Below are 19,973 nucleotides of genomic sequence, written 5' to 3'. Positions count from 1 at the left end.
ACCGCCAAACTGACTTTATCCGGTTGAACAACGAAATTTTACAGTCGGCCAGTGTAATGCCATGCCAGGTAACGCAGCAGTTTTATTTGGCGCGTAATACGGCTCGGTTGCGATAACAAACGATACAGCCACTCAAGGCCAAGATTCTGCCACACCTTTGGCGCACGCTTCACATGACCCGTAAAGACATCATAGGTGCCGCCCACGCCCATATATAACGCGTCGGGATGTACCAGACGGCAGTCACGCATAAAGATTTCCTGGCGGGGCGAGCCCATCGCTACGGTAACAATTGCCGCACCGCTGTCACGAATACGCTCAAACAAGGCGTGCTGCTGTTCCGGCTTAAAGTATCCGTCCTGCGTCCCTACAATATTCACCTGCCACTGCTTACGCAGTTTAGCTTCGGTTTGCGCCAGAATTTCCGGTTTACCGCCAACGAGGAAAACCGGCGTCCCTTCCCGCCCGGCACGCTGCATCAACGCTTCCCAGAGATCGGCACCAGGAACGCGCGACACGACCGCTCCAGGGAATTTTTTACGGATGGATCGCACCACGCTAATCCCATCAGCGTATTTGTATTCTGCGTTTTCGATAAGCGTACGCACCTCCCGCTCACGTTCTGCGGTAAGGATTTTTTCAGCGTTAATAGCCACCAACGTTCCGTTACGCAGCGAACCTTCCGCGTAGAGGTAATCCAGAGCATGCTGCATATCACGCCAGCCCAGAAGGCTCAGGCCACGTATTGTATAAGATGGAGCAGAAGAGAGCGCGTTCATGATATTCCTTGCGATGCATTTTGGGAGCCAGACACAACGCGCGGCGAGCGGCGTAACCGTTGATGAACCAGCCCCGCACTATCAAATAACCAGTAGAGTAATTTCGCCAACAACAAGCAGGCGCCAAATATCACCAGGAAAAATGCCACGCGTGAAACGAAGGAATCCAGCCCCTCGCGCGCCAGAACAATCATGTTAAAGATCGCCCCGAAACAGAAACTATGCAAAATGGCAGCTTTATATTTATTGGCTTCCCGATTTCCCAGGTCATACAGCCAGTCGAACCATTTAATAATGAGCCCAACGACCACCGCACCCAGCGGGATAAACCACACGCCGCCCATTACCACCAGCGAACCAATTAACGTTGGTGAAATCGCCAGGCCAGAATGGTTGTTAAGGATTTCCCAGGTAAAGTAGTTCGCGCTGTTCAGCACGATGCCAGGCCTGCCAGGCCATAACCAGGTTGGAATAAATACATAGAAATCACGAATGATGGGCGCCAGCCCCTGGAACTCAATCTTGTCGTAATTTTGCAGCAACAACGCCAGGTTTTCCCACGGCGAGAAAGTATCACGCGTCAAATACAGGAAGGTATAAAACGCCTCGTCACCGCTAACATTCAGACCGTAGCGTTTTAACGCCAGCCAGAACATCCCCACGATGCCAAACACACCCGCCACCGCCAGCATCCACAGCGAGATCCAGCCCCTGATAATGCCGATGAACAAGAAGATGGCGAACGCGATAATGATATTGGCGCGAGTCCCGCCGACAATCATGTAAGTCAGTAGCCCGAATGCCACAGTGCTGACCAGGAAGAATAGCCAGGCTCGCCCATCCTGTTTCAGGAAATAGACCACCAACATCGCAGGAATAAAGAAGTAGAAGAAGCGCTTCAGGGCAACGCCAGACACTTCGCTCGAAAATATCTGGCTATATGAATGCAGCTTAAACAGCAAAAAGCCGTTATGCATAAAGAAGATGCCGACGCTTACCAACGCCACTACCGTCAGCATTACCCACGTCAGATGCGTTTCAACGCGGTTCATCGTAAAGACCGGGCGTCGAACCGATGCCGTGCGCTTCTCCCTAAGCCGCGTTTTATAGGCGACATAGTAGATACCGTAGAAGCATACCGCAGCGAGCTGGGCCTGGAGCAATACATCAGCCGGTACAACCGAGACACCAAAGCGGAACACCAGCGTGCAGGTGAACGGGAAACCAAAGAAAAAGGTTAGCAAATAGAGGAGCGAGAAAAAGACATTAAAATTGAAACGTACCCGGCGGAATTCCTGGTATGTAAGCACACCAATGAACACCACCGAGACAAACCACACCACAAACAAACCGCCAAATTGCAGCAAACTCATGCGGTTTCTCCTGAGGCGATAACCAGCGCCTGTTTCCAGCCGTCAATGTAATTAGGATTAAAGAAGGCGATCTGCTGCTTATCGAGTAAGCGTAGCTGACGCTGCGCCTCGCGCACCGTTGGCTCATCAAGCGTATCACCAGCAAAAAGCACCGGAATATGCTGCTCTGCCATATCTTGCCAGAAAGGGTTTTTGCGGCTCAGCACGCACGGGATTCCCGCCTGAATCAGCAGGCAAAGCGTGCCGATGCCTTGCTGACGGTCAAAGATGAAATAGCCCAGGGAGCACTGGCGTAAAAGTGTCAGATACTCATCGAAGTCTATTTTATCAGTGAGGATTTGCAGATTTTCCTGGCTGAATAAGGCGCTTCCCGCCTGCTGCACGCTATTGATATAAGCGTCGTTATTGGCAGGGTAGCCCATCGGCACCACCACGCGCACCGTGTCACCAAATTGCGCATGAATTGCTTTTAAAGCAGCAATATGCTGGTTACTGACATCACCGGAATTCCCAACCAGCAGCGTCATTTTGCCGGATTTCTCCTCACTGCTTGTCAGCGTATTAAGCGAAGGATCCATACGCGTTGGGAAGTAAATCAGCTCCCCAGGCACTTTGGGATGGCGTTGATGGAAATAATTCAGATCCCCACGGGTGGCAAACACGCGCCCAACACGCCCCTGCGCGATACGGCGCAGTAGATAAAAAGCACGGAATTTGAGGCTTTGTGAAACTTCATAAAGATCGGCTCCCCAGATGTGCCAGTTCACCTGCGCGGGCTTCAAACCACCCGTTAGCAAGGCAATCCACAACGCACTATTAAACTGGCCGTGGAAGAAAAAGCGTTGTTGCCGATTAGCACGGGCTTTCTCTACAACAGCCTGCGCCAGCGCTTTTTTATCTGGATAAAGCGTTACTGAGAGCGTGGGAAACTCGGACAAAAATGCGTTGTCCTTCGATACCACCATAAACTGGCGTGCATGCGGATTGGAAGCGGCCAGCGCATCGTTAAAGAAGCGCAATACCGTTTGATTATGATGCGGGATATCCGATCCCAAAACGTGAATCAGTGTTGTCATGCTCGTCTACGATAAATGAGAAAAACGCTGCAACAGAGCGTGAAATAAATGATATAGGTCGCCATATAAGCTTGCGCAGCGCCCAGGGCGCCATGCGCTGGGATAAGCCAGTGTGAAAAACCGGTCAATAAAGCAAACTGGCTGATTTCAGTCAAAATATAGAAGCGAAGCGATGCTTTCGCTATCACCAGATAACCAAACACGTATGAGCCGACTTTCAGTACGTCACCCACCAGTTGCCAGGCGAAAAGGTCGCGCATCGCAATAAATTTATGAGAGAAAAGCAGCCAAATGGCGAAATCGCGTAGCAGCCAGACGGTGAAACTTGCCAGCGCCACAGCAGGCAGCACAAATTTCAGCGAGCGGACAATTTCGCGGCTAATGTCATGTTTATTGGTTAAGCGCGAAAGTGTTGGCAACAGATAAACGCTAAATGAAGCAGTGATAAATTGCAGATAAGCATCCGAGATACTGCTTACACCCTGCCAGATACCAACATCATCCCAACTGTAGTGCGCGGCAAGCAGGTTACGCATCATCACGTAGGCGACCGGTAACGTCACCGAGGTGATCAGCGCCATGATGGTGAATTTACCGAGGCTACTGGCGTAGACTTTATCCCATTGCGGTTTCAGATAGCTGACCGGCACATGTTCGCGACGAACCAGCATAATGCCAGCCGGAACCAACACCAACGCAGGCACAAGCGCGAGCCCCAGTAGTGCCCCCTGATACCCGCCCAGGCGGTAACAAAGGTAATACGCTATGACGCCAATAATACTGCCGCCAATCAGCGCCAGCGCATTACCCGCTGCATCACGAAAGCCTTTCATGATAGCTAAAGACAAGTTCGCCCAGGCGATACCCATCTGTACTAGCGCGACTAAACGAACCAGCCCTTGATAGTCATCATGCCCGAACAGGCCAATGCTTATCGGCTTTGCGGCGACCACAAAAATAATGGCCAGTAGCGAGGAAAAAACCAGCACCATCGCGGACGACGTGCCAATGACTTTACGCAGTTGTTCGGGCTGGTCGTGATACTGCGCGACATATTTCGTCACGCCGTTGAAGATCCCGGCCCCCGCCAGCACGCCTAATACAGTGACCATCTGGCGGAAGTTCCCCGCCTGCCCGACGCCACTTGGCCCATATGCCACCGCAAGCAGTTTCACCACCAGCAAACCGGCAGCAATTTTTACCAGCGTGGACCCTGCGGTCCACACTGAGGCTTTTGCGAGAGACATATCAGGAGAAGAAGCTTAGCAACGTATTGATAACCGTACGTTGGTTCGCTGGAGACATATTGTAGAAAAGTGGCAGGCGCAGCAGGCGCTCGCTCTCTTGAGTGGTGAAGCGATCTTCGCCGTGGAAGTAACCAAACCTCTCGCCAGCCGGGCAGTCATGCAATGGGATGTAATGGAACACCGCCATGATTTCTGCCTCTTTCAAATACGCAATCAGCGCGCTGCGATCGTCGATATCACGCAGTTTGATGTAAAACATGTGCGCATTTTGCACGCAATCTTTTGGTACCGATGGCAATTCGATGCGCCCGGCTTTAGCCAGTGGTGCCAGCGCGTCATGATAGGCATGCCATAGTTTCAAACGCTGCTGATTAATCTTTTCTGCTGCTTCCAACTGCGCCCACAGGTAAGCCGCCTGGAGATCGGCCATCAGGTAACTTGAGCCGATATCACGCCAGGTGTATTTATCCACCTGCCCACGGAAGAACTGGCTACGGTTGGTGCCTTTCTCGCGGATGATTTCCGCACGCTCGATAAGAGAAGGGTCATTAATCAGCGTCGCGCCGCCTTCACCGCCCGCCGTATAGTTTTTGGTTTCATGAAAGCTGAAGCAACCAATATGACCAATTGTCCCTAACGCACGGCCTTTGTAAGTCGACATCACGCCTTGCGCGGCATCTTCCACAACGAAAAGATTATGCTTATTCGCAATCGCCATGATGGTGTCCATTTCACAGGCAACACCCGCGTAGTGAACCGGAACAATCGCGCGAGTTTTCTCAGTGATGGCGGCTTCAATCAGCTTTTCATCGATGTTCATGGTGTCTGGGCGTATATCGACAAACACCACTTTTGCACCGCGCAATACGAAAGCATTGGCAGTAGAAACAAAGGTATAGCTCGGCATAATCACTTCATCGCCGGGCTGAATATTCAACAGCAATGCCGCCATTTCGAGGGATGCAGTACAGGAAGGCGTGAGCAGCACTTTTTTGCTGCCAAAACGTTGCTCCATCCACTGCTGGCAGCGACGCGTGAAACCGCCGTCGCCACAAAGCTTGCCGCTACCCATCGCAGCCTGCATGTATTCGATTTCCGTGCCTACTACGGGAGGAGCATTAAATGGGATCATTTTTTCACCTGTATAACCAGAAGGCGGTGCTTTGTATGTTGGCACCACTTTGAATATAACGTTGCAGAGCGGCGGTGTTGCTGATTTGCGTGGCCACTCGTAGCGTTTCCAGACTACGCTGCTGACACCAGGAACGAGCCGCGTCCATTAGCTGACTTCCGACGCCCCGCCCAGCCAGCAAGCCAATACGCGCTTCTGCATCATTGAGCTGACGCATGCTAACAAACCCTTTTATTTCTTCGCCGTTTTTAAGCAACAGGCATTCATGATCGAAAGTGCCTAAAACCGCATTTTCAATCCATTGGGCATAAAAACGGCCGCTGTCCGCAGGCTGATACCACGGCGTTCGAAATCGGCTCTGCGTGAAAATTTTCGTGGCTAAATTTCGTAAAGCAGGAATATCGGCGTTTGCGGCAAGCTGTGCAGAAGACGCAGCACGTTGCGTGCCAACCGTGAGCGCCAGATCCACTTCCCCCTCTACCAGCTTGAAACCGAGCTGCTGTAAACCATCAAGCAGGGCTGTTTGTTGGGAAGGGATTTTGGCCTGCACACGAGAATAGAGATCGAGCTGTTGCGCAGTCAGCAATGGTGCGTCATCTTCAAAACGAAGGATTCCGCTGTTCACAGCAAAGAATTGATTCTCCCAGTTAAGAGATTCAATTCTTGCATGAACAGGGGTAGAGCAAGTGGCCATCGGCTTCACCTGAGTCTGGCAAAATTAGCGCCAGACACCTTTGGTATCAACAACCCAGCGTTGCTGGATTTGTGCGCCCGGAATCGCCTTAAAGGATTGATGATCTACCAACATTACCAGCACATCGGCCTGCTGGAGAGCCTCATCAATTGTGGCTAATTCACAGTGCCCAACCAGCTTTTTCGGTAACTGATGGATGTTGGGTTCAACGGCAAGCGTTTTGCCACTGTGCCAGGAACTCAGCATTTCTACGATTTCCATCGCCGGGCTCTCACGCAGATCATCAATATTCGGTTTGAAAGCAAGGCCAAAGCAAGCAATGGTAATTTCACTGGCACGCTTGCCTGTTTCTGACAGGCAGTCCGCCACGGCAGCTTTGACCTGGTTGATAACCCAGTGCGGTTTGCCATCGTTAACTTCACGCGCGGTGCGAATCAGCTGAGCTTGCTCAGGATTCTGCGCAACAATAAACCATGGATCTACCGCGATGCAGTGCCCGCCAACGCCTGGGCCTGGTTGCAGAATATTGACGCGCGGATGGCGGTTCGCCAGACGAATTAATTCCCAGACGTTAATCTCCTGCGCGGCACAAATCAGGGAAAGCTCGTTTGCGAAGGCGATATTCACATCGCGGAAGCTGTTCTCCGTGAGTTTGCACATTTCTGCGGTGCGGGAGTTGGTCACCACACACTCGCCTTCGAGAAAGATTTTGTACAACTCGCTGGCACGTGCGGAACAGACCGGCGTCATGCCACCGATAACACGGTCGTTTTTGATAAGCTCAACCATGACCTGTCCCGGCAGAACACGCTCCGGGCAGTACGCGACATTAATATCCGCCGCTTCACCCGCCTGCTGCGGGAAAGTAAGATCGGGACGAAGGTCTGCTAACCAATTCGCCATTTGTTCGGTTGAACCGACCGGCGAGGTAGATTCCAGAATCACCAGCGCACCTTTTTTTAGTACCGGTGCAATAGATTCTGCCGCCGCTTTTACATAAACCATGTCAGGCTCATGATCGCCTTTGAACGGCGTTGGTACGGCAATTAAGAATGCATCAGCTTCAGCGGGTTGTGTGCTGGCCCGTAGAAAACCGCCTTCAACGGCCGTCTTAACCACCTTATCCAGATCGGGCTCCACAATATGAATAGCACCACGATTAATGGTATCTACCGCATGCTGGTTAATATCAATCCCTATGACATTGCGCTGTTTCGACGCAAATGCTGCTGCGGTAGGTAATCCGATATAACCAAGGCCAATAACAGAGATGGTTGCAAAACTCATTGTGTCACCTGATTGTTCTTCAGTGCAGCCAAAATTAGTTCACAAGCTTTGCCATTACCATAAGGGTTGTGGGCGCGGCTCATGGCTTGATATTCATTCTCGTCTTTAAGCAAACGCGTAACCTGACGGACGATCTCTTGGGTGTCCGTCCCAACAAGACGCACCGTACCCGCATCAACAGCTTCAGGGCGCTCGGTGGTGTCGCGCATGACCAGCACCGGTTTACCCAGTGACGGTGCTTCTTCCTGAATGCCACCAGAATCAGTCAGAATCAGGTACGCATGGTTCATCAAATAGACAAACGGTAAGTATTCCTGTGGGTCTATCAGCACCACGTTCTCAACGTCACCCAGAATGCGAGTCACAGGTTCGCTCACATTTGGATTCAGGTGCACCGGATAAACAATTTGAACGTCGCTATTTTCTTTAGCTATCTCTGCCAGCGCGTGGCAAATGCGTTCAAACCCATCACCAAAGCTTTCGCGGCGGTGGCCGGTAACCAGAATCAGTTTTTTGCTGCTATCCAGGAACGGATGGCACTCCGCGAGGGAACGACGCAGGTTGTCGTCCGCTAATACGCGGTCACGAACAGAAATCAGCGCGTCAATCACCGTATTGCCGGTGACGAATATTTTATTGTCGTTGATGTTCTCGCGTATCAGGTTTTGTCGGGAGTTTTCTGTCGGTGCGAAGTGATACATCGCCAGATGCCCGGTTATCGTTCTGTTCGCCTCTTCCGGCCACGGAGAATAGAGATCGCCGGTACGCAAACCAGCTTCAACGTGCCCAACAGGAATACGCTGATAAAATGCGGCCAGGCTAGTGGCAAGCGTCGTCGTCGTATCGCCATGAACCAGAACCACATCTGGCTTAAATGACTCAAGTATAGGCTTTAATCCTTCGAGAATGCGGCAGGTAATTTCCGTAAGCCCTTGCCCCGGTTTCATGATGTTTAAGTCATAATCCGGCTCGATAGAAAATAAATTCAGCACTTGATCCAACATCTCGCGATGCTGTGCTGTCACGCATACTTTTGCGTCAAAAAACGCGTCTTTTGCCAACGCATCCACCAGAGGAGCCATTTTAATAGCTTCCGGGCGCGTGCCAAAAACAGTCAACACTTTCACAGCAATTCTCTTTTGTTAAAAAGGGTGAAGGCCGTCCGTCGAGCCTTCACCGGGTAAGGGCGTTATAGCAATTTTGGACGACGGGCTAAGGCCACACCGGCGCCAATCAGGGCCCCAACCATACCCCACATAATCAGCAAGAATGCCCGGCGCGGACTATCACGCTTCACAGGTTCTTCAGGGGTACGTAAATAGCGGTAGGTTTGGAAGCGAGCGTCAAGCGTCGGCCCAACGTTCAGCGTCGACAGCATGGCTCGGTTCTGGTCATAGTCGATGTCATAGTTCGGCCCTACGGCTTGCAGGCTTTCAAGCCGTGCTTGCAACATAGGACGCCCTAACATAAACATTTCAGAATCCGGTAACTCGTCGGCAGGAACTTCTGTTTCACTTTTAGCAATGTTTTGCTGCTGTGCGATCTTTAGCGCTTGCTCAACGCTGTGCACTTTACGGTCATAAATTGACTTCGCAACGGCTTCCTGGCGTTTCACTTGCGCTTTCATCTGAACAGTACGAGCAGCCCAGGCACCGGTCAGCTCTTCATTAAGATGGCTTGCCGCACGCTGGCTGGCGAACGCAACGTACTGGCGTAGCAAATTGTTGGCATCTGCAGCAGTCTCAGCGATGAGCTTGACGCTATCGCTGGTATTACGGGCGATATCGCCTGCGGTGAACTGAATATTATCAACCATTTCATCAAGCAGGGCAGCGTCAGCTTTACTGTTACCGACCTGGCGCTGTTTGTAATAGTCAGTCTGCAGCCAAAAATCACGGCGAGTATCATAGGCAGAGAGCTGCATGATGAACTCTTTGTAAGCTTCGTCCATGACCGATGGCTGATCGACCGGCATCATGTTGGCTTTGAGATCAAGATTGCGCAGGAACTGCTGCTGCGAATAGTATCCGCCCAACATATTCACCGTCGGGCGATCGGTGATCGCGTTAGCACTCCACTCTTGTCTGGCAAAAAAAGTGTAGATTAAAGCAACGGCAGCAAACAAAACTGCCATCCCTAAAATCCAAAACTTTCCTCGCCACAGTGTCCGGAATAAACCACGAATGTCCAACTCGTTGTCTACCATTCCCGGGTTACTTCCTGGCACGTTTTGTTTCATCACTTCCCCAATTACATTCAGAATTAAGAAATGCTGCTGCTGTTTCTACGTTGCCGACGCTTATGACGTCTTATAAAACGCGCCACTTTCCAGGCGCGTTTGATGCAATAATCATACAGAACAAATGCAAGCAAGAATAATGCCAACATTACCCATTCAGGTACATTAGCATAATATTCAGAGATAACGCCGACGGAAGCTAACAATGCTGCCGCAAGGGTGATCAAGGCAAATGCCTGCCGCGAGGTAAAGCCCCCTCGCATGATAAGGTGATGAATATGTTGCCTGTCAGCCGAAAATGGACTTAATCCTTTGCGCAGTCGACGATACATGATAGCAATCATATCTATCAACGGGATGGCGATGATCCACAAAGCCGTCACTGGACTTACCGGATGAGGATGCCCTTGCGTTGTCTGCAAAAGCATCCAAATCAGCGTAAACCCAATGAATGTGCTTCCAGCATCCCCCATAAAAACCTTATAACGCCGACCAAATACACCCAGATTCAATAGGATATAAGGAAGGATGGCAGCAATCATTGCAAAACACCACATAGCAAGACTGGTCTGCCCATCAAAAAGGAGAATAATACCAAGCGCAGCAAAAGACACACTCGATAGTCCTCCTAAAAGACCATCAATACCGTCAACCATATTAAAGGCATTGATTGCAGCCCAGACCGCAAATAAAGTCACGATATAGCCAAATGGCCCGAGTAAAAACTCCCAAGAACCAAGGATATGACCAAAATTTGAAAGGTAGAGCCCGGCATAGGCCATCATGATAATTGCTACAAAAGCCTGGGCGAAAGCACGGAATTTCACGCTAATATCGAAGCGGTCATCAATTGCACCTACAAGCACCAAAATGCCTGCGCAGGCCAAGTAAAGCGGAGCGTGAGGAACGTAATAGCTAGAGGAAAACCACGAAGCTAAAAATGCAAAGCAGACCCCAGCGTAGACAGAAACCCCCCCAACCAATGGGATTAATCCTTGGTGCCGTTTGCGGTAGTTAGGTCTATCCACCAGGCCAATTTTTTTTGCTCCTTTTCGGGCAAAAAATAAAAAGACGAGTGTGAAGATAAAGACAACAATGAGGTCAGTACTCAGACTGAGTAAGTTCACAATAGATGACTCTCTGCTAAATCATACAAGCTATTAAAGCAAAAAACATACCAAAAAACATTGCTGATGGTTTTTATAAACTTTAAGGAACATTTAATTATATTTATGACTTCCATCAGCCGACTATAAAATTAGCCTACCAAAAGAAAAACGCCACGTCTAAGCGTGGCGTTCCCCGAGTTTTTGTTGCTTACGAGCGCTTCATCATATCGAAGAAGTCTTCGTTGGTTTTCGTCATCGCCAGTTTGTTGATGAGGAATTCCATCGCATCAATCTCACCCATTGGGTGGATGATTTTACGCAGGATCCACATTTTCTGTAGCTCTTCCTGAGTCGTAAGCAGCTCTTCTTTACGCGTACCGGAACGATTATAGTCGATGGCAGGGAATACGCGTTTCTCAGCGATTTTACGCGCCAGATGCAATTCCATGTTGCCGGTACCTTTAAATTCTTCGTAGATAACTTCATCCATTTTAGAACCGGTATCAACCAGAGCCGTTGCGATGATAGTCAAGCTACCACCCTCTTCAACGTTACGAGCCGCACCGAAGAAGCGTTTTGGACGATGTAGGGCGTTTGCATCCACACCACCGGTCAATACTTTACCGGATGCCGGTACAACGGTGTTGTAAGCACGAGCCAGACGGGTGATGGAGTCGAGAAGAATAATAACGTCTTTCTTATGCTCAACCAGGCGCTTAGCTTTCTCGATAACCATTTCAGCAACCTGAACGTGACGAGATGCTGGCTCATCAAAGGTAGAAGCAACAACTTCACCTTTAACCAGACGTTGCATCTCGGTCACTTCTTCAGGACGTTCGTCGATAAGCAGAACCATCAGCACGCAATCCGGGTGATTGTAGGCGATGCTTTGCGCGATGTTTTGCAGCAGCATGGTTTTACCGGCTTTCGGCGGTGCCACAATCAGCCCACGCTGGCCACGACCGATTGGCGATGCCAGATCCAGTACACGAGCCGTTAAGTCTTCGGTAGAACCGTTACCACGTTCCATGCGTAAACGAGAGTTAGCATGCAGCGGGGTTAAGTTTTCGAACAGGATTTTGCTACGCGCGTTTTCCGGTTTGTCGTAGTTGACTTCGTTAACTTTCAACAGTGCAAAGTAACGTTCACCTTCTTTCGGCGGGCGAATCTTACCGGAGATGGTATCCCCTGTGCGGAGGTTGAAACGGCGGATTTGGCTGGGAGAAACGTAGATGTCATCAGGACCGGCGAGGTAGGAGCTGTCTGCAGAGCGGAGGAAACCAAATCCGTCTTGCAATATCTCCAGTACACCGTCACCAAAGATATCTTCGCCACTCTTCGCATGTTGCTTCAGGATGGAGAAAATAATGTCCTGCTTGCGCATACGGGCTTGGTTTTCCAGCCCCATATTTTCGCCGAGAGTAATCAGCTCAGAAACCGGCGTATTCTTTAATTCGGTAAGATTCATAATGGTGGGTTCTTAAACTCGGGGTAAATCTCGAACATGTATCGTGAATGGTATGGCAGGATCATCCATGCCTGTTTAATGGCCACCACCACATGTCTTATCGCTGCCTGGTCATAGGAAAAACGCAGAACTGAAACGACACGACGGAATGGGTGATACGCCCGAAATCGATTATGCGACCGTATGTTCACTGTAAAACAGCGTCTTAGTGAAAGTTAACTGGAAGCATTGGGTAGTACAAAGAATCAAACTACAAGACAAGTTCAAAAATGCAGTAAAAGTAACTTAGCATGACTGACGCCGGGCGTCCAGCAGCTCACAAAAAATTGCGAGCCCGCACGCACCGGCTGAGATTCCATTATGCCAGATTAGCGTCGAGGAACTCTTTTAACTGGCCTTTAGACAGCGCACCCACTTTGGTCGCAGCCACTTCACCGTTCTTAAACAGCAACAGAGTTGGGATACCACGGATACCATATTTTGGCGCCGTGCCCGGGTTCTGATCGATGTTCAGTTTAGCAACGGTCAGATTGCCCTGATATTCATCAGCGATTTCATCAAGAATCGGGGCGATCATCTTGCATGGACCACACCACTCTGCCCAGAAATCAACCAGAATCAACCCATCAGCTTTTAGTACGTCCGTGTCGAAACTGTCGTCAGTCAGGTGAATAATTTTATCGCTCATGTTCTACTCCGCAGGATTATGTCTACCTTGTTGGTGTAGCATTAACCAACTCAGGGTGACTTTATTTCACCCCGTTTATTTCAACGGATGTGCTTTCGTAAAGCAATAGTAAACTGATATTCTACCACACTATGAGCAAAACACATTTGACCGAACAGAAGTTTTCCGACTTCGCCCTGCACCCTAAGGTGATTGAAGCCCTTGAAAATAAAGGGTTTCATAACTGCACCCCTATTCAGGCTCTGGCACTACCGCTGACACTAGCGAATCGTGACGTTGCAGGGCAGGCGCAAACCGGTACTGGCAAAACGATGGCGTTTTTAACGTCAACGTTCCATTATTTACTCTCTCACCCGGTTCCAGAGAACCGTCAGGTGAACCAGCCGCGTGCTTTAATTATGGCACCGACTCGTGAACTGGCTGTCCAAATTCACTCTGACGCAGAGCCACTTGCACAATCGACTGGCCTCAAACTCGGCCTTGCCTACGGTGGCGATGGCTACGACAAACAGCTTAAAGTGCTGGAAAGCGGTGTTGATATTCTTATCGGCACGACCGGCCGTTTGATTGATTATGCTAAGCAAAACCACATTAACTTAGGCGCAATTCAGGTTGTGGTTTTGGATGAAGCCGATCGTATGTACGATTTGGGCTTTATTAAAGATATTCGCTGGCTGTTCCGCCGTATGCCGCCTGTTACTCAACGTCTCAACATGCTCTTTTCCGCCACATTATCTTACCGTGTGCGTGAACTGGCGTTCGAACAGATGAACAACGCGGAATACGTGGAAGTCGAGCCGGAACAAAAAACCGGTCATCGCATCAAAGAAGAGCTGTTCTACCCTTCCAACGAAGAGAAAATGCGCCTGTTGCAGACGCTTATCGAAGAAGAGTGGCCAGACCGCGCAATTATCTTTGCGAACACAAAACACCGTTGTGAAGATATCTGGGGTCACCTCGCAGCAGATGGGCATCGTGTCGGCCTGTTAACAGGTGATGTTGCTCAGAAGAAGCGCCTGCGCATTCTTGATGAATTCACCCGTGGCGATCTCGATATTCTGGTTGCGACCGACGTTGCGGCTCGCGGTTTACATATCCCGCTTGTCACGCACGTGTTCAACTACGATCTTCCGGATGACTGCGAAGACTACGTTCACCGTATTGGCCGTACCGGCCGTGCGGGTGAAAGTGGCCATTCTATTAGTCTTGCCTGTGAAGATTATGCGTTAAACCTGTCTGCCATTGAGACCTACATTGGTCACTCAATTCCAGTCAGCAAGTATAAAACCGAAGCACTGTTAAGCGAACTTCCTCCACCGAAGCGTCTGACACGTTCCCGTCCGGGTAACGGTCCTCGCCGTAATGGTGGCGCTCCCCGTGGCAATCGTCGTCGCACAGGTTAAAAATTTATGCTCAGCTCCACCTCACTGTATGCTGCAATTGATTTAGGCTCTAATAGCTTTCATATGTTGGTTGTACGTGAGGTGGCAGGGAGCATACAAACCGTTGCCCGAATAAAGCGGAAAGTCCGTCTTGCCGCTGGTTTAAGCAAAGATAATTCGCTTTCACGTGAAGCGATGGAGCGCGGGTGGCAATGCCTGCGCCTATTTGCTGAACGTCTCCAGGATATTCCTCAAGCTCAAATTCGTGTTGTCGCAACAGCGACACTCCGTCTGGCTACCAATGCCCATGAATTTATTCAGCAAGCTGAAAAGATTCTCGGCTGCCCGGTGCAAATTATCCACGGTGAAGAAGAAGCTCGCCTGATTTATCAGGGCGTAGCTCACACGACGGGCGGGGCCGATCAGCGTTTAGTCGTTGATATCGGCGGTGCCAGCACAGAACTGGTCACCGGAACGGGGGCGCAAACCACCGCTCTGTTTAGTTTATCGATGGGCTGCGTGACCTGGCTTGAGCGTTTTTTCGCTGACCGAAACTTAGCGAAAGAAAACTTTGATGCGGCTGAAGCCGCTGCAAAAGAGGTTCTTAAACCGGTTTGCGATCGTTTAAAACATCATGGCTGGAAAGTGTGTGTCGGCGCGTCAGGCACCGTACAAGCATTACAAGAAATCATGATGGCGCAAGGGATGGATGAGCACATTACCCTTGCCAAACTTCAGCAGTTGAAGCAAAGAGCGATTCAGTGTGGTCGTCTTGAAGAGCTGGAAATTGAAGGTCTAACGCTTGAAAGAGCGCTGGTCTTCCCGAGCGGCCTCGCTATTTTAATTGCGATATTCGAAGAGTTATCAATTAATTGCATGACGCTTGCAGGCGGTGCGCTGCGTGAAGGGTTGGTCTACGGCATGCTTCATTTGTCCGTTAACCAGGAAATCAGAAGCCGCACGGTTCGCAATATCCAGCGTCGTTTTATGGTGGATACCGGTCAGGCCGAACGCGTTGGGCAGTTAGCTCAGGCATTTGCCAGCCAGGTTACAAATGCATGGAACTTGACGCCACTCAGCATCGAAATGCTCAATAGTGCAGCGTTGCTTCATGAGATTGGCCTAAGTGTGGATTTCAAACAGGCGCCACAGCATGCCGCCTATCTGGTGAAAAATCTTGATCTTCCAGGCTATACGCCAGCGCAGAAAAAACTGCTGGCGACGTTAATGCTCAATCAGACTAACCCTGTCGATTTGTCATCGCTGCATCAGCAAAATGCCCTCCCTCCGCGCATTGCAGAACATATTTGTCGCCTGCTACGACTGGCGATTATCTTCGCTAGCCGCCGCCGGGATGACATCCTGCCGCAAATTACGCTGAAAGCGGAAAGCGAAACCCTGATTCTTGCGCTGCCAGAGAAGTGGCTGGAGTGCCATCCTCTCGGGGCTGAAGTGCTTGAACAAGAAAGGCTGTGGCAAAGTTATGTCCACTGGCCTTTGTCCGTTCAATAACTCAGCTTTTACGCGCTTTTGCCAGCATTTCACGGATGTTGGCAACATTACTCTGCCCTTTTGTCATACGCTCTTCAGCGGAAACCACTTTACGCTCAGTCTCCCACTGCAAATCATCTTGCGGCAATTCAAGTAAGAAACGGCTCGGTTCCGGACGAATAAGCTCGCCATACTGTCGGCGCTCTTTGCAAAGTGTAAAGGTCAGTTCTTTCTGTGCGCGGGTAATTCCCACATACGCCAGGCGGCGCTCTTCCTCGATATTATCTTCGTCGATACTACTCTGATGCGGCAGAAGCCCCTCTTCCATTCCCACTAAAAAGACATAGGGAAATTCCAGACCTTTCGAGGCGTGAAGCGTCATCAATTGAACCTGATCGGTATCTTCATCGCTTTCACCCCGCTCCATCATATCGCGCAGCGTAAAACGCGTGACGACCTGAGTGAGCGTCATAGGCTCTTCCATTTCGGAGCCTTCCAGCATCTCCGTCATCCAGCTAAAGAGCAGGTTAACGTTCTTCATGCGCATTTCGGCCGCTTTCTGGCTGGGCGAGGTTTCGTATAACCAGCTTTCATAGTCAATGCCGTGAATCAAATCCCGCACCGCAGCAATCGGTTCGCGTTCGGCCAAAGTCGCAACATCACGAAGCCAGTGAGTAAAACGCTGTAACGACTCAAGACCACGACCATTCAGCGTCTGGCTCAGGCCCATATCAAAACTTGCGCCGAACAAACCTTTATTGCGCTGCGTCGCCCAGGTTCCCAGCTTTTGCATGGTCACCGGGCCGATTTCGCGTTTCGGCGTATTCACAATTCGCATGAAGGCACTGTCGTCATCCGGGTTAGTCAGCACCCGCAGATAGGCCAGCAGATCTTTGATTTCAGGGCGCGAGAAAAACGATGTGCCGCCAGAAATGCGATACGGAATGCGGTTCTGCATCAGCATCTTTTCGAAAACCCGCGACTGGTGATTACCTCGATAAAGAATGGCGTAATCTTTGTAGTTGGTCTTATTGATAAAGTGATGGGCGATAAGCTCGCCTGTGACGCGTTCAGCTTCATGATCTTCACTGTTCGCCGTCACCACTTTTAGCTCCGCGCCATATCCAAGCTCAGAAAAAAGGCGTTTTTCAAACACGTGTGGGTTATTGGCGATCAGAATATTCGCCGCTTTCAGAATGCGCCCCGAAGAGCGGTAATTCTGCTCAAGTTTGATTACCTGAAGTGCCGGGAAATCCTGGCTTAGCAAAACGAGGTTTTGTGGCCTTGCACCGCGCCAGGAGTAAATAGACTGATCGTCATCGCCCACAACAGTAAAGCGAGCCCGCGCGCCCACCAGCAATTTCACCAGCTCGTACTGGCTAGTGTTGGTATCCTGGTACTCATCCACCAGCAAATAGCGAATGCGGTTTTGCCAACGCTCACGTACTTCTTCATTACGTTGCAAAAGCAGCGTCGGCAGCAAAATCAGATCGTCAAAATCCAGCACGTTGCAGGATTTCAGATGGGTATCGTACAGACCGTAGCAATGGGCAAAGATCCGATCGCGTTCACCTTTCGCCTGCGCTGCCGCTTGAGACGGAGTCATCAGATCGTTTTTCCAGTTTGAGATCGTCGAGATCAGTTGTTGCAATAATGTCTTATCATCTTCGAGCAAGCCTTCGGTCAGCTCTTTGAGCAATGCGGTCTGGTCGGTATCATCAAACAACGAGAAATTCGATTTCATCCCCAACGCGGCAAACTCACGCTTGATGATCTCAAGCCCCAGGGTATGGAAAGTGGAGATCAGCAAACCGCGCGCCTCTTTGCGCCCCAGCGTTTGCGCCACACGCTCTTTCATTTCACGCGCCGCTTTGTTGGTAAACGTCACGGCAGCAATATGTTTCGCCTGATAACCGCATTCGCGAATCAAGTACGCCATTTTGTTGGTGATCACACGCGTTTTGCCCGAGCCTGCGCCCGCCAGCACCAGGCAGGGTCCGGTTACAAATTCAACGGCTTGTTGTTGGCCAGGGTTTAAACGCATAAGGTCACTCAATGAAAGTCGGGAGGGGAGAAAAACAGCGTGGTAGTATAGCGAGCGTAATCCATACGACTCAAGGCACTATCATGGCAAAAACAGCGGCAGCATTGCATATCCTTGTTAAGGAAGAAAAACTGGCTCAGGAAATTCTCGAACAGCTGAAAAATGGCGGCGACTTTGAGAAACTGGCTAAAAAACACTCCACCTGCCCATCAGGCAAAAAAGGCGGTCACTTAGGTGAATTCCGTCAGGGCCAGATGGTTCCGGCGTTCGATAAAGTGGTGTTCTCTTGCCCACTGCTTGAGCCCGTTGGCCCACTGCACACGCAGTTTGGCTACCACGTGATTAAAGTGTTGTACCGTAACTAAAAAGAAAGCCCGGTAGCTAAATGCACCGGGCTTTTTTTGTTTATAGCTCGGATAAGCGCTAGCGCCATCCGATAAAATCGATTAACCCGCTACAGCGATACGCTTCATATCCTTCATATAGCCGCGCAGTTTCTTGCCAACGGTTTCGATTTCGTGGTTACGAATCGCTTCGTTAACATCACGCAGTTGCGCGTTATCCACCGCGCCAGCCGGGATTTCTTTGCCCAGATCGCCTGCCTGCAGCGTAGTCATGAACTCTTTCAGCAGTGGAACCGCTGCGTAAGAGAACAGGTAGTTACCGTACTCCGCGGTGTCAGAGATAACCACATTCATTTCGTACAGGCGCTTACGTGCGATGGTGTTCGCAATCAGCGGCAGCTCGTGCAGTGATTCGTAGTAAGCAGACTCTTCGATGATGCCCGCATCAACCATGGTTTCAAATGCCAGCTCAACGCCCGCTTTCACCATCGCGATCATCAGAACACCTTTATCGAAGTACTCCTGCTCAGAGATTTTGCCGTCAAACTGCGCAGCGGTTTCGAACGCGGTTTTACCGGTCTCTTCACGCCAGGTCAGCAGTTTCTTATCGTCGTTTGCCCAGTCAGCCATCATGCCGGAAGAGAATTCACCGGAGATGATGTCGTCCATATGTTTCTGGAACAGCGGAGCCATAATCGTTTTCAGTTGTTCAGACAGCGCATAAGCACGGATTTTTGCTGGGTTGGACAAGCGGTCCATCATCAGCGTAATACCGCCTTGTTTCAGCGCTTCGGTGATGGTTTCCCAACCGAACTGAATCAGTTTTTCTGCGTATGCCGGGTCAGTACCCTCTTCCACCAGCTTATCGAAGCACAGCAAAGAACCGGCCTGCAACATACCGCACAGAATCGTTTGCTCGCCCATCAGGTCAGATTTTACTTCTGCCACGAAAGAGGATTCCAGAACACCCGCACGGTGGCCGCCCGTCGCCGCAGCCCAGGCTTTAGCGATGGCCATACCTTCGCCTTTCGGATCGTTTTCCGGGTGAACCGCAATCAGCGTCGGCACGCCGAAACCACGTTTGTACTCTTCACGAACTTCAGTACCCGGGCATTTTGGCGCAACCATCACAACAGTGATGTCTTTACGAATTTGTTCGCCAACTTCAACCACGTTAAAACCGTGGGAGTAACCCAGCGCCGCCCCGTCTTTCATCATCGGCTGTACAGCTTTAACCACTGCGGAGTGCTGTTTGTCTGGCGTCAGGTTAACAACCAGGTCAGCCTGCGGGATCAGCTCTTCGTAAGTCCCCACTTTAAAACCGTTTTCTGTCGCCTTACGCCATGAAGCGCGTTTCTCAGCGATAGCTTCTGAACGCAAGGCATAAGCCACGTCCAGACCGGAATCACGCATGTTCAGGCCTTGGTTCAGACCCTGTGCGCCACAACCGACGATGACGACTTTTTTGCCTTTGAGGTAGCTTGCTTCATCGGCGAATTCTGCACGCCCCATGAAACGACATTTACCCAGTTGCGCCAACTGCTGACGCAAGTTCAAAGTATTGAAATAATTAGCCATCGTGGTGGTACTCCGTAATTGTCGTGTTGTGCTTTTGTTAGG

The 19,973-nt window shown here is 50.4% G+C and carries 17 protein-coding genes; 3 read left to right on the top strand and 14 right to left on the bottom strand.

All coding sequences use genetic code 11. The features are described from left to right. Positions 1 to 38 precede the first annotated feature (38 nt). From wecG to trxA, 12 genes are all read right to left on the bottom strand, one after another. A complete protein-coding gene (gene wecG, locus AB1E22_RS10310; RefSeq protein WP_367595243.1) occupies positions 39 to 779 on the bottom strand; it encodes a lipopolysaccharide N-acetylmannosaminouronosyltransferase in 741 nt (246 codons plus the stop codon). Beyond that, positions 776 to 2,152 (bottom strand): ECA oligosaccharide polymerase, encoded by a 1,377-nt coding sequence (gene wzyE / locus AB1E22_RS10305; RefSeq protein WP_367595242.1) that lies wholly within the window; start codon positions 2,150 to 2,152, stop codon positions 776 to 778. Before wzyE ends, wecG begins: the two co-directional genes overlap by 4 nt. Further along, on the bottom strand, positions 2,149 to 3,228 hold the full coding sequence (locus AB1E22_RS10300; protein WP_367595241.1) for a TDP-N-acetylfucosamine:lipid II N-acetylfucosaminyltransferase: 1,080 nt from the start codon (positions 3,226 to 3,228) through the stop codon (positions 2,149 to 2,151). Before AB1E22_RS10300 ends, wzyE begins: the two co-directional genes overlap by 4 nt. After that, entirely contained in the window at positions 3,225 to 4,475 is a 1,251-nt protein-coding gene (gene wzxE, locus AB1E22_RS10295; RefSeq protein ID WP_367595240.1) for a lipid III flippase WzxE, read from the bottom strand. Before wzxE ends, AB1E22_RS10300 begins: the two co-directional genes overlap by 4 nt. Position 4,476: 1 nt before the next feature. Continuing rightward, a complete protein-coding gene (rffA, locus tag AB1E22_RS10290) occupies positions 4,477 to 5,607 on the bottom strand; it encodes a dTDP-4-amino-4,6-dideoxygalactose transaminase (RefSeq protein ID WP_367595239.1) in 1,131 nt (376 codons plus the stop codon). A 4-nt stretch (positions 5,608 to 5,611) separates the two neighbouring features. Next, the gene (gene rffC / locus AB1E22_RS10285; RefSeq protein ID WP_367595237.1) at positions 5,612 to 6,301 is read right to left on the bottom strand and encodes a dTDP-4-amino-4,6-dideoxy-D-galactose acyltransferase; all 690 of its coding nucleotides are present in this window, start codon (positions 6,299 to 6,301) and stop codon (positions 5,612 to 5,614) included. A 24-nt stretch (positions 6,302 to 6,325) separates the two neighbouring features. Beyond that, positions 6,326 to 7,588 carry a UDP-N-acetyl-D-mannosamine dehydrogenase gene (gene wecC / locus AB1E22_RS10280; protein ID WP_367595236.1) on the bottom strand — a complete coding sequence of 421 codons (1,263 nt, stop codon included), beginning with the start codon at positions 7,586 to 7,588 and terminating at the stop codon, positions 6,326 to 6,328. Continuing rightward, the gene (gene wecB, locus AB1E22_RS10275; RefSeq protein WP_367595235.1) at positions 7,585 to 8,715 is read right to left on the bottom strand and encodes a non-hydrolyzing UDP-N-acetylglucosamine 2-epimerase; all 1,131 of its coding nucleotides are present in this window, start codon (positions 8,713 to 8,715) and stop codon (positions 7,585 to 7,587) included. Before wecB ends, wecC begins: the two co-directional genes overlap by 4 nt. Positions 8,716 to 8,777: 62 nt before the next feature. Continuing rightward, entirely contained in the window at positions 8,778 to 9,827 is a 1,050-nt protein-coding gene (gene wzzE / locus AB1E22_RS10270; RefSeq protein ID WP_367595234.1) for an ECA polysaccharide chain length modulation protein, read from the bottom strand. Between the two features lie 23 nt (positions 9,828 to 9,850). Then, positions 9,851 to 10,954 (bottom strand): UDP-N-acetylglucosamine--undecaprenyl-phosphate N-acetylglucosaminephosphotransferase, encoded by a 1,104-nt coding sequence (wecA, locus tag AB1E22_RS10265; protein ID WP_367595233.1) that lies wholly within the window; start codon positions 10,952 to 10,954, stop codon positions 9,851 to 9,853. Between the two features lie 190 nt (positions 10,955 to 11,144). After that, entirely contained in the window at positions 11,145 to 12,404 is a 1,260-nt protein-coding gene (rho, locus tag AB1E22_RS10260; RefSeq protein WP_034461716.1) for a transcription termination factor Rho, read from the bottom strand. A gap of 358 nt (positions 12,405 to 12,762) precedes the next feature. Beyond that, entirely contained in the window at positions 12,763 to 13,092 is a 330-nt protein-coding gene (gene trxA / locus AB1E22_RS10255; RefSeq protein WP_034461718.1) for a thioredoxin TrxA, read from the bottom strand. Positions 13,093 to 13,223: 131 nt separating this feature from the next. On the opposite strand from trxA, the gene rhlB reads away from it, so the two are divergent. Both rhlB and gppA read left to right on the top strand, forming a co-directional pair. After that, complete coding sequence (rhlB, locus tag AB1E22_RS10250; RefSeq protein WP_367595232.1) at positions 13,224 to 14,495, top strand: ATP-dependent RNA helicase RhlB; 1,272 nt, start codon at positions 13,224 to 13,226, stop codon at positions 14,493 to 14,495. Between the two features lie 6 nt (positions 14,496 to 14,501). Then, positions 14,502 to 15,986, top strand: a complete 1,485-nt coding sequence (gppA, locus tag AB1E22_RS10245) for a guanosine-5'-triphosphate,3'-diphosphate diphosphatase (protein WP_367595231.1) — start codon at positions 14,502 to 14,504, stop codon at positions 15,984 to 15,986. 1 nt (position 15,987) lies between these two features. Here the strand turns inward: gppA and rep are convergent, their stop codons facing one another. After that, entirely contained in the window at positions 15,988 to 18,009 is a 2,022-nt protein-coding gene (gene rep / locus AB1E22_RS10240; RefSeq protein WP_367595230.1) for a DNA helicase Rep, read from the bottom strand. Between the two features lie 83 nt (positions 18,010 to 18,092). Between rep and ppiC the strand changes: the two genes are divergently transcribed. Further along, positions 18,093 to 18,374, top strand: coding sequence for a peptidylprolyl isomerase PpiC (gene ppiC, locus AB1E22_RS10235; RefSeq protein WP_034461726.1), 282 nt, complete (start codon positions 18,093 to 18,095; stop codon positions 18,372 to 18,374). Positions 18,375 to 18,455: 81 nt separating this feature from the next. Here the strand turns inward: ppiC and ilvC are convergent, their stop codons facing one another. Continuing rightward, positions 18,456 to 19,931, bottom strand: coding sequence for a ketol-acid reductoisomerase (gene ilvC / locus AB1E22_RS10230; RefSeq protein WP_367595229.1), 1,476 nt, complete (start codon positions 19,929 to 19,931; stop codon positions 18,456 to 18,458). Positions 19,932 to 19,973 lie beyond the last annotated feature (42 nt).

Source organism: Buttiauxella gaviniae, assembly GCF_040786275.1.
Lineage (GTDB): Bacteria > Pseudomonadota > Gammaproteobacteria > Enterobacterales > Enterobacteriaceae > Buttiauxella > Buttiauxella gaviniae_A.
Note: the sequence above shows the minus strand (reverse complement) of the source record. Positions and strands in the feature narration are given on the sequence as shown.

Excerpts from the sequence above, each read along its gene's own strand:
- wecG (WP_367595243.1), bottom strand. The coding sequence starts at position 779 with ATGAACGCGCTCTCTTCTGCTCCATCTTATACAATACGTGGCCTGAGC.
- wzyE (WP_367595242.1), bottom strand. The coding sequence starts at position 2,152 with ATGAGTTTGCTGCAATTTGGCGGTTTGTTTGTGGTGTGGTTTGTCTCG.
- AB1E22_RS10300 (WP_367595241.1), bottom strand. The coding sequence starts at position 3,228 with ATGACAACACTGATTCACGTTTTGGGATCGGATATCCCGCATCATAAT.
- wzxE (WP_367595240.1), bottom strand. The coding sequence starts at position 4,475 with ATGTCTCTCGCAAAAGCCTCAGTGTGGACCGCAGGGTCCACGCTGGTA.
- rffA (WP_367595239.1), bottom strand. The coding sequence starts at position 5,607 with ATGATCCCATTTAATGCTCCTCCCGTAGTAGGCACGGAAATCGAATAC.
- rffC (WP_367595237.1), bottom strand. The coding sequence starts at position 6,301 with ATGGCCACTTGCTCTACCCCTGTTCATGCAAGAATTGAATCTCTTAAC.
- wecC (WP_367595236.1), bottom strand. The coding sequence starts at position 7,588 with ATGAGTTTTGCAACCATCTCTGTTATTGGCCTTGGTTATATCGGATTA.
- wzzE (WP_367595234.1), bottom strand. The coding sequence starts at position 9,827 with ATGAAACAAAACGTGCCAGGAAGTAACCCGGGAATGGTAGACAACGAG.
- rho (WP_034461716.1), bottom strand. The coding sequence starts at position 12,404 with ATGAATCTTACCGAATTAAAGAATACGCCGGTTTCTGAGCTGATTACT.
- trxA (WP_034461718.1), bottom strand. The coding sequence starts at position 13,092 with ATGAGCGATAAAATTATTCACCTGACTGACGACAGTTTCGACACGGAC.
- rhlB (WP_367595232.1), top strand. The coding sequence starts at position 13,224 with ATGAGCAAAACACATTTGACCGAACAGAAGTTTTCCGACTTCGCCCTG.
- gppA (WP_367595231.1), top strand. The coding sequence starts at position 14,502 with ATGCTCAGCTCCACCTCACTGTATGCTGCAATTGATTTAGGCTCTAAT.
- rep (WP_367595230.1), bottom strand. The coding sequence starts at position 18,009 with ATGCGTTTAAACCCTGGCCAACAACAAGCCGTTGAATTTGTAACCGGA.
- ppiC (WP_034461726.1), top strand. The coding sequence starts at position 18,093 with ATGGCAAAAACAGCGGCAGCATTGCATATCCTTGTTAAGGAAGAAAAA.
- ilvC (WP_367595229.1), bottom strand. The coding sequence starts at position 19,931 with ATGGCTAATTATTTCAATACTTTGAACTTGCGTCAGCAGTTGGCGCAA.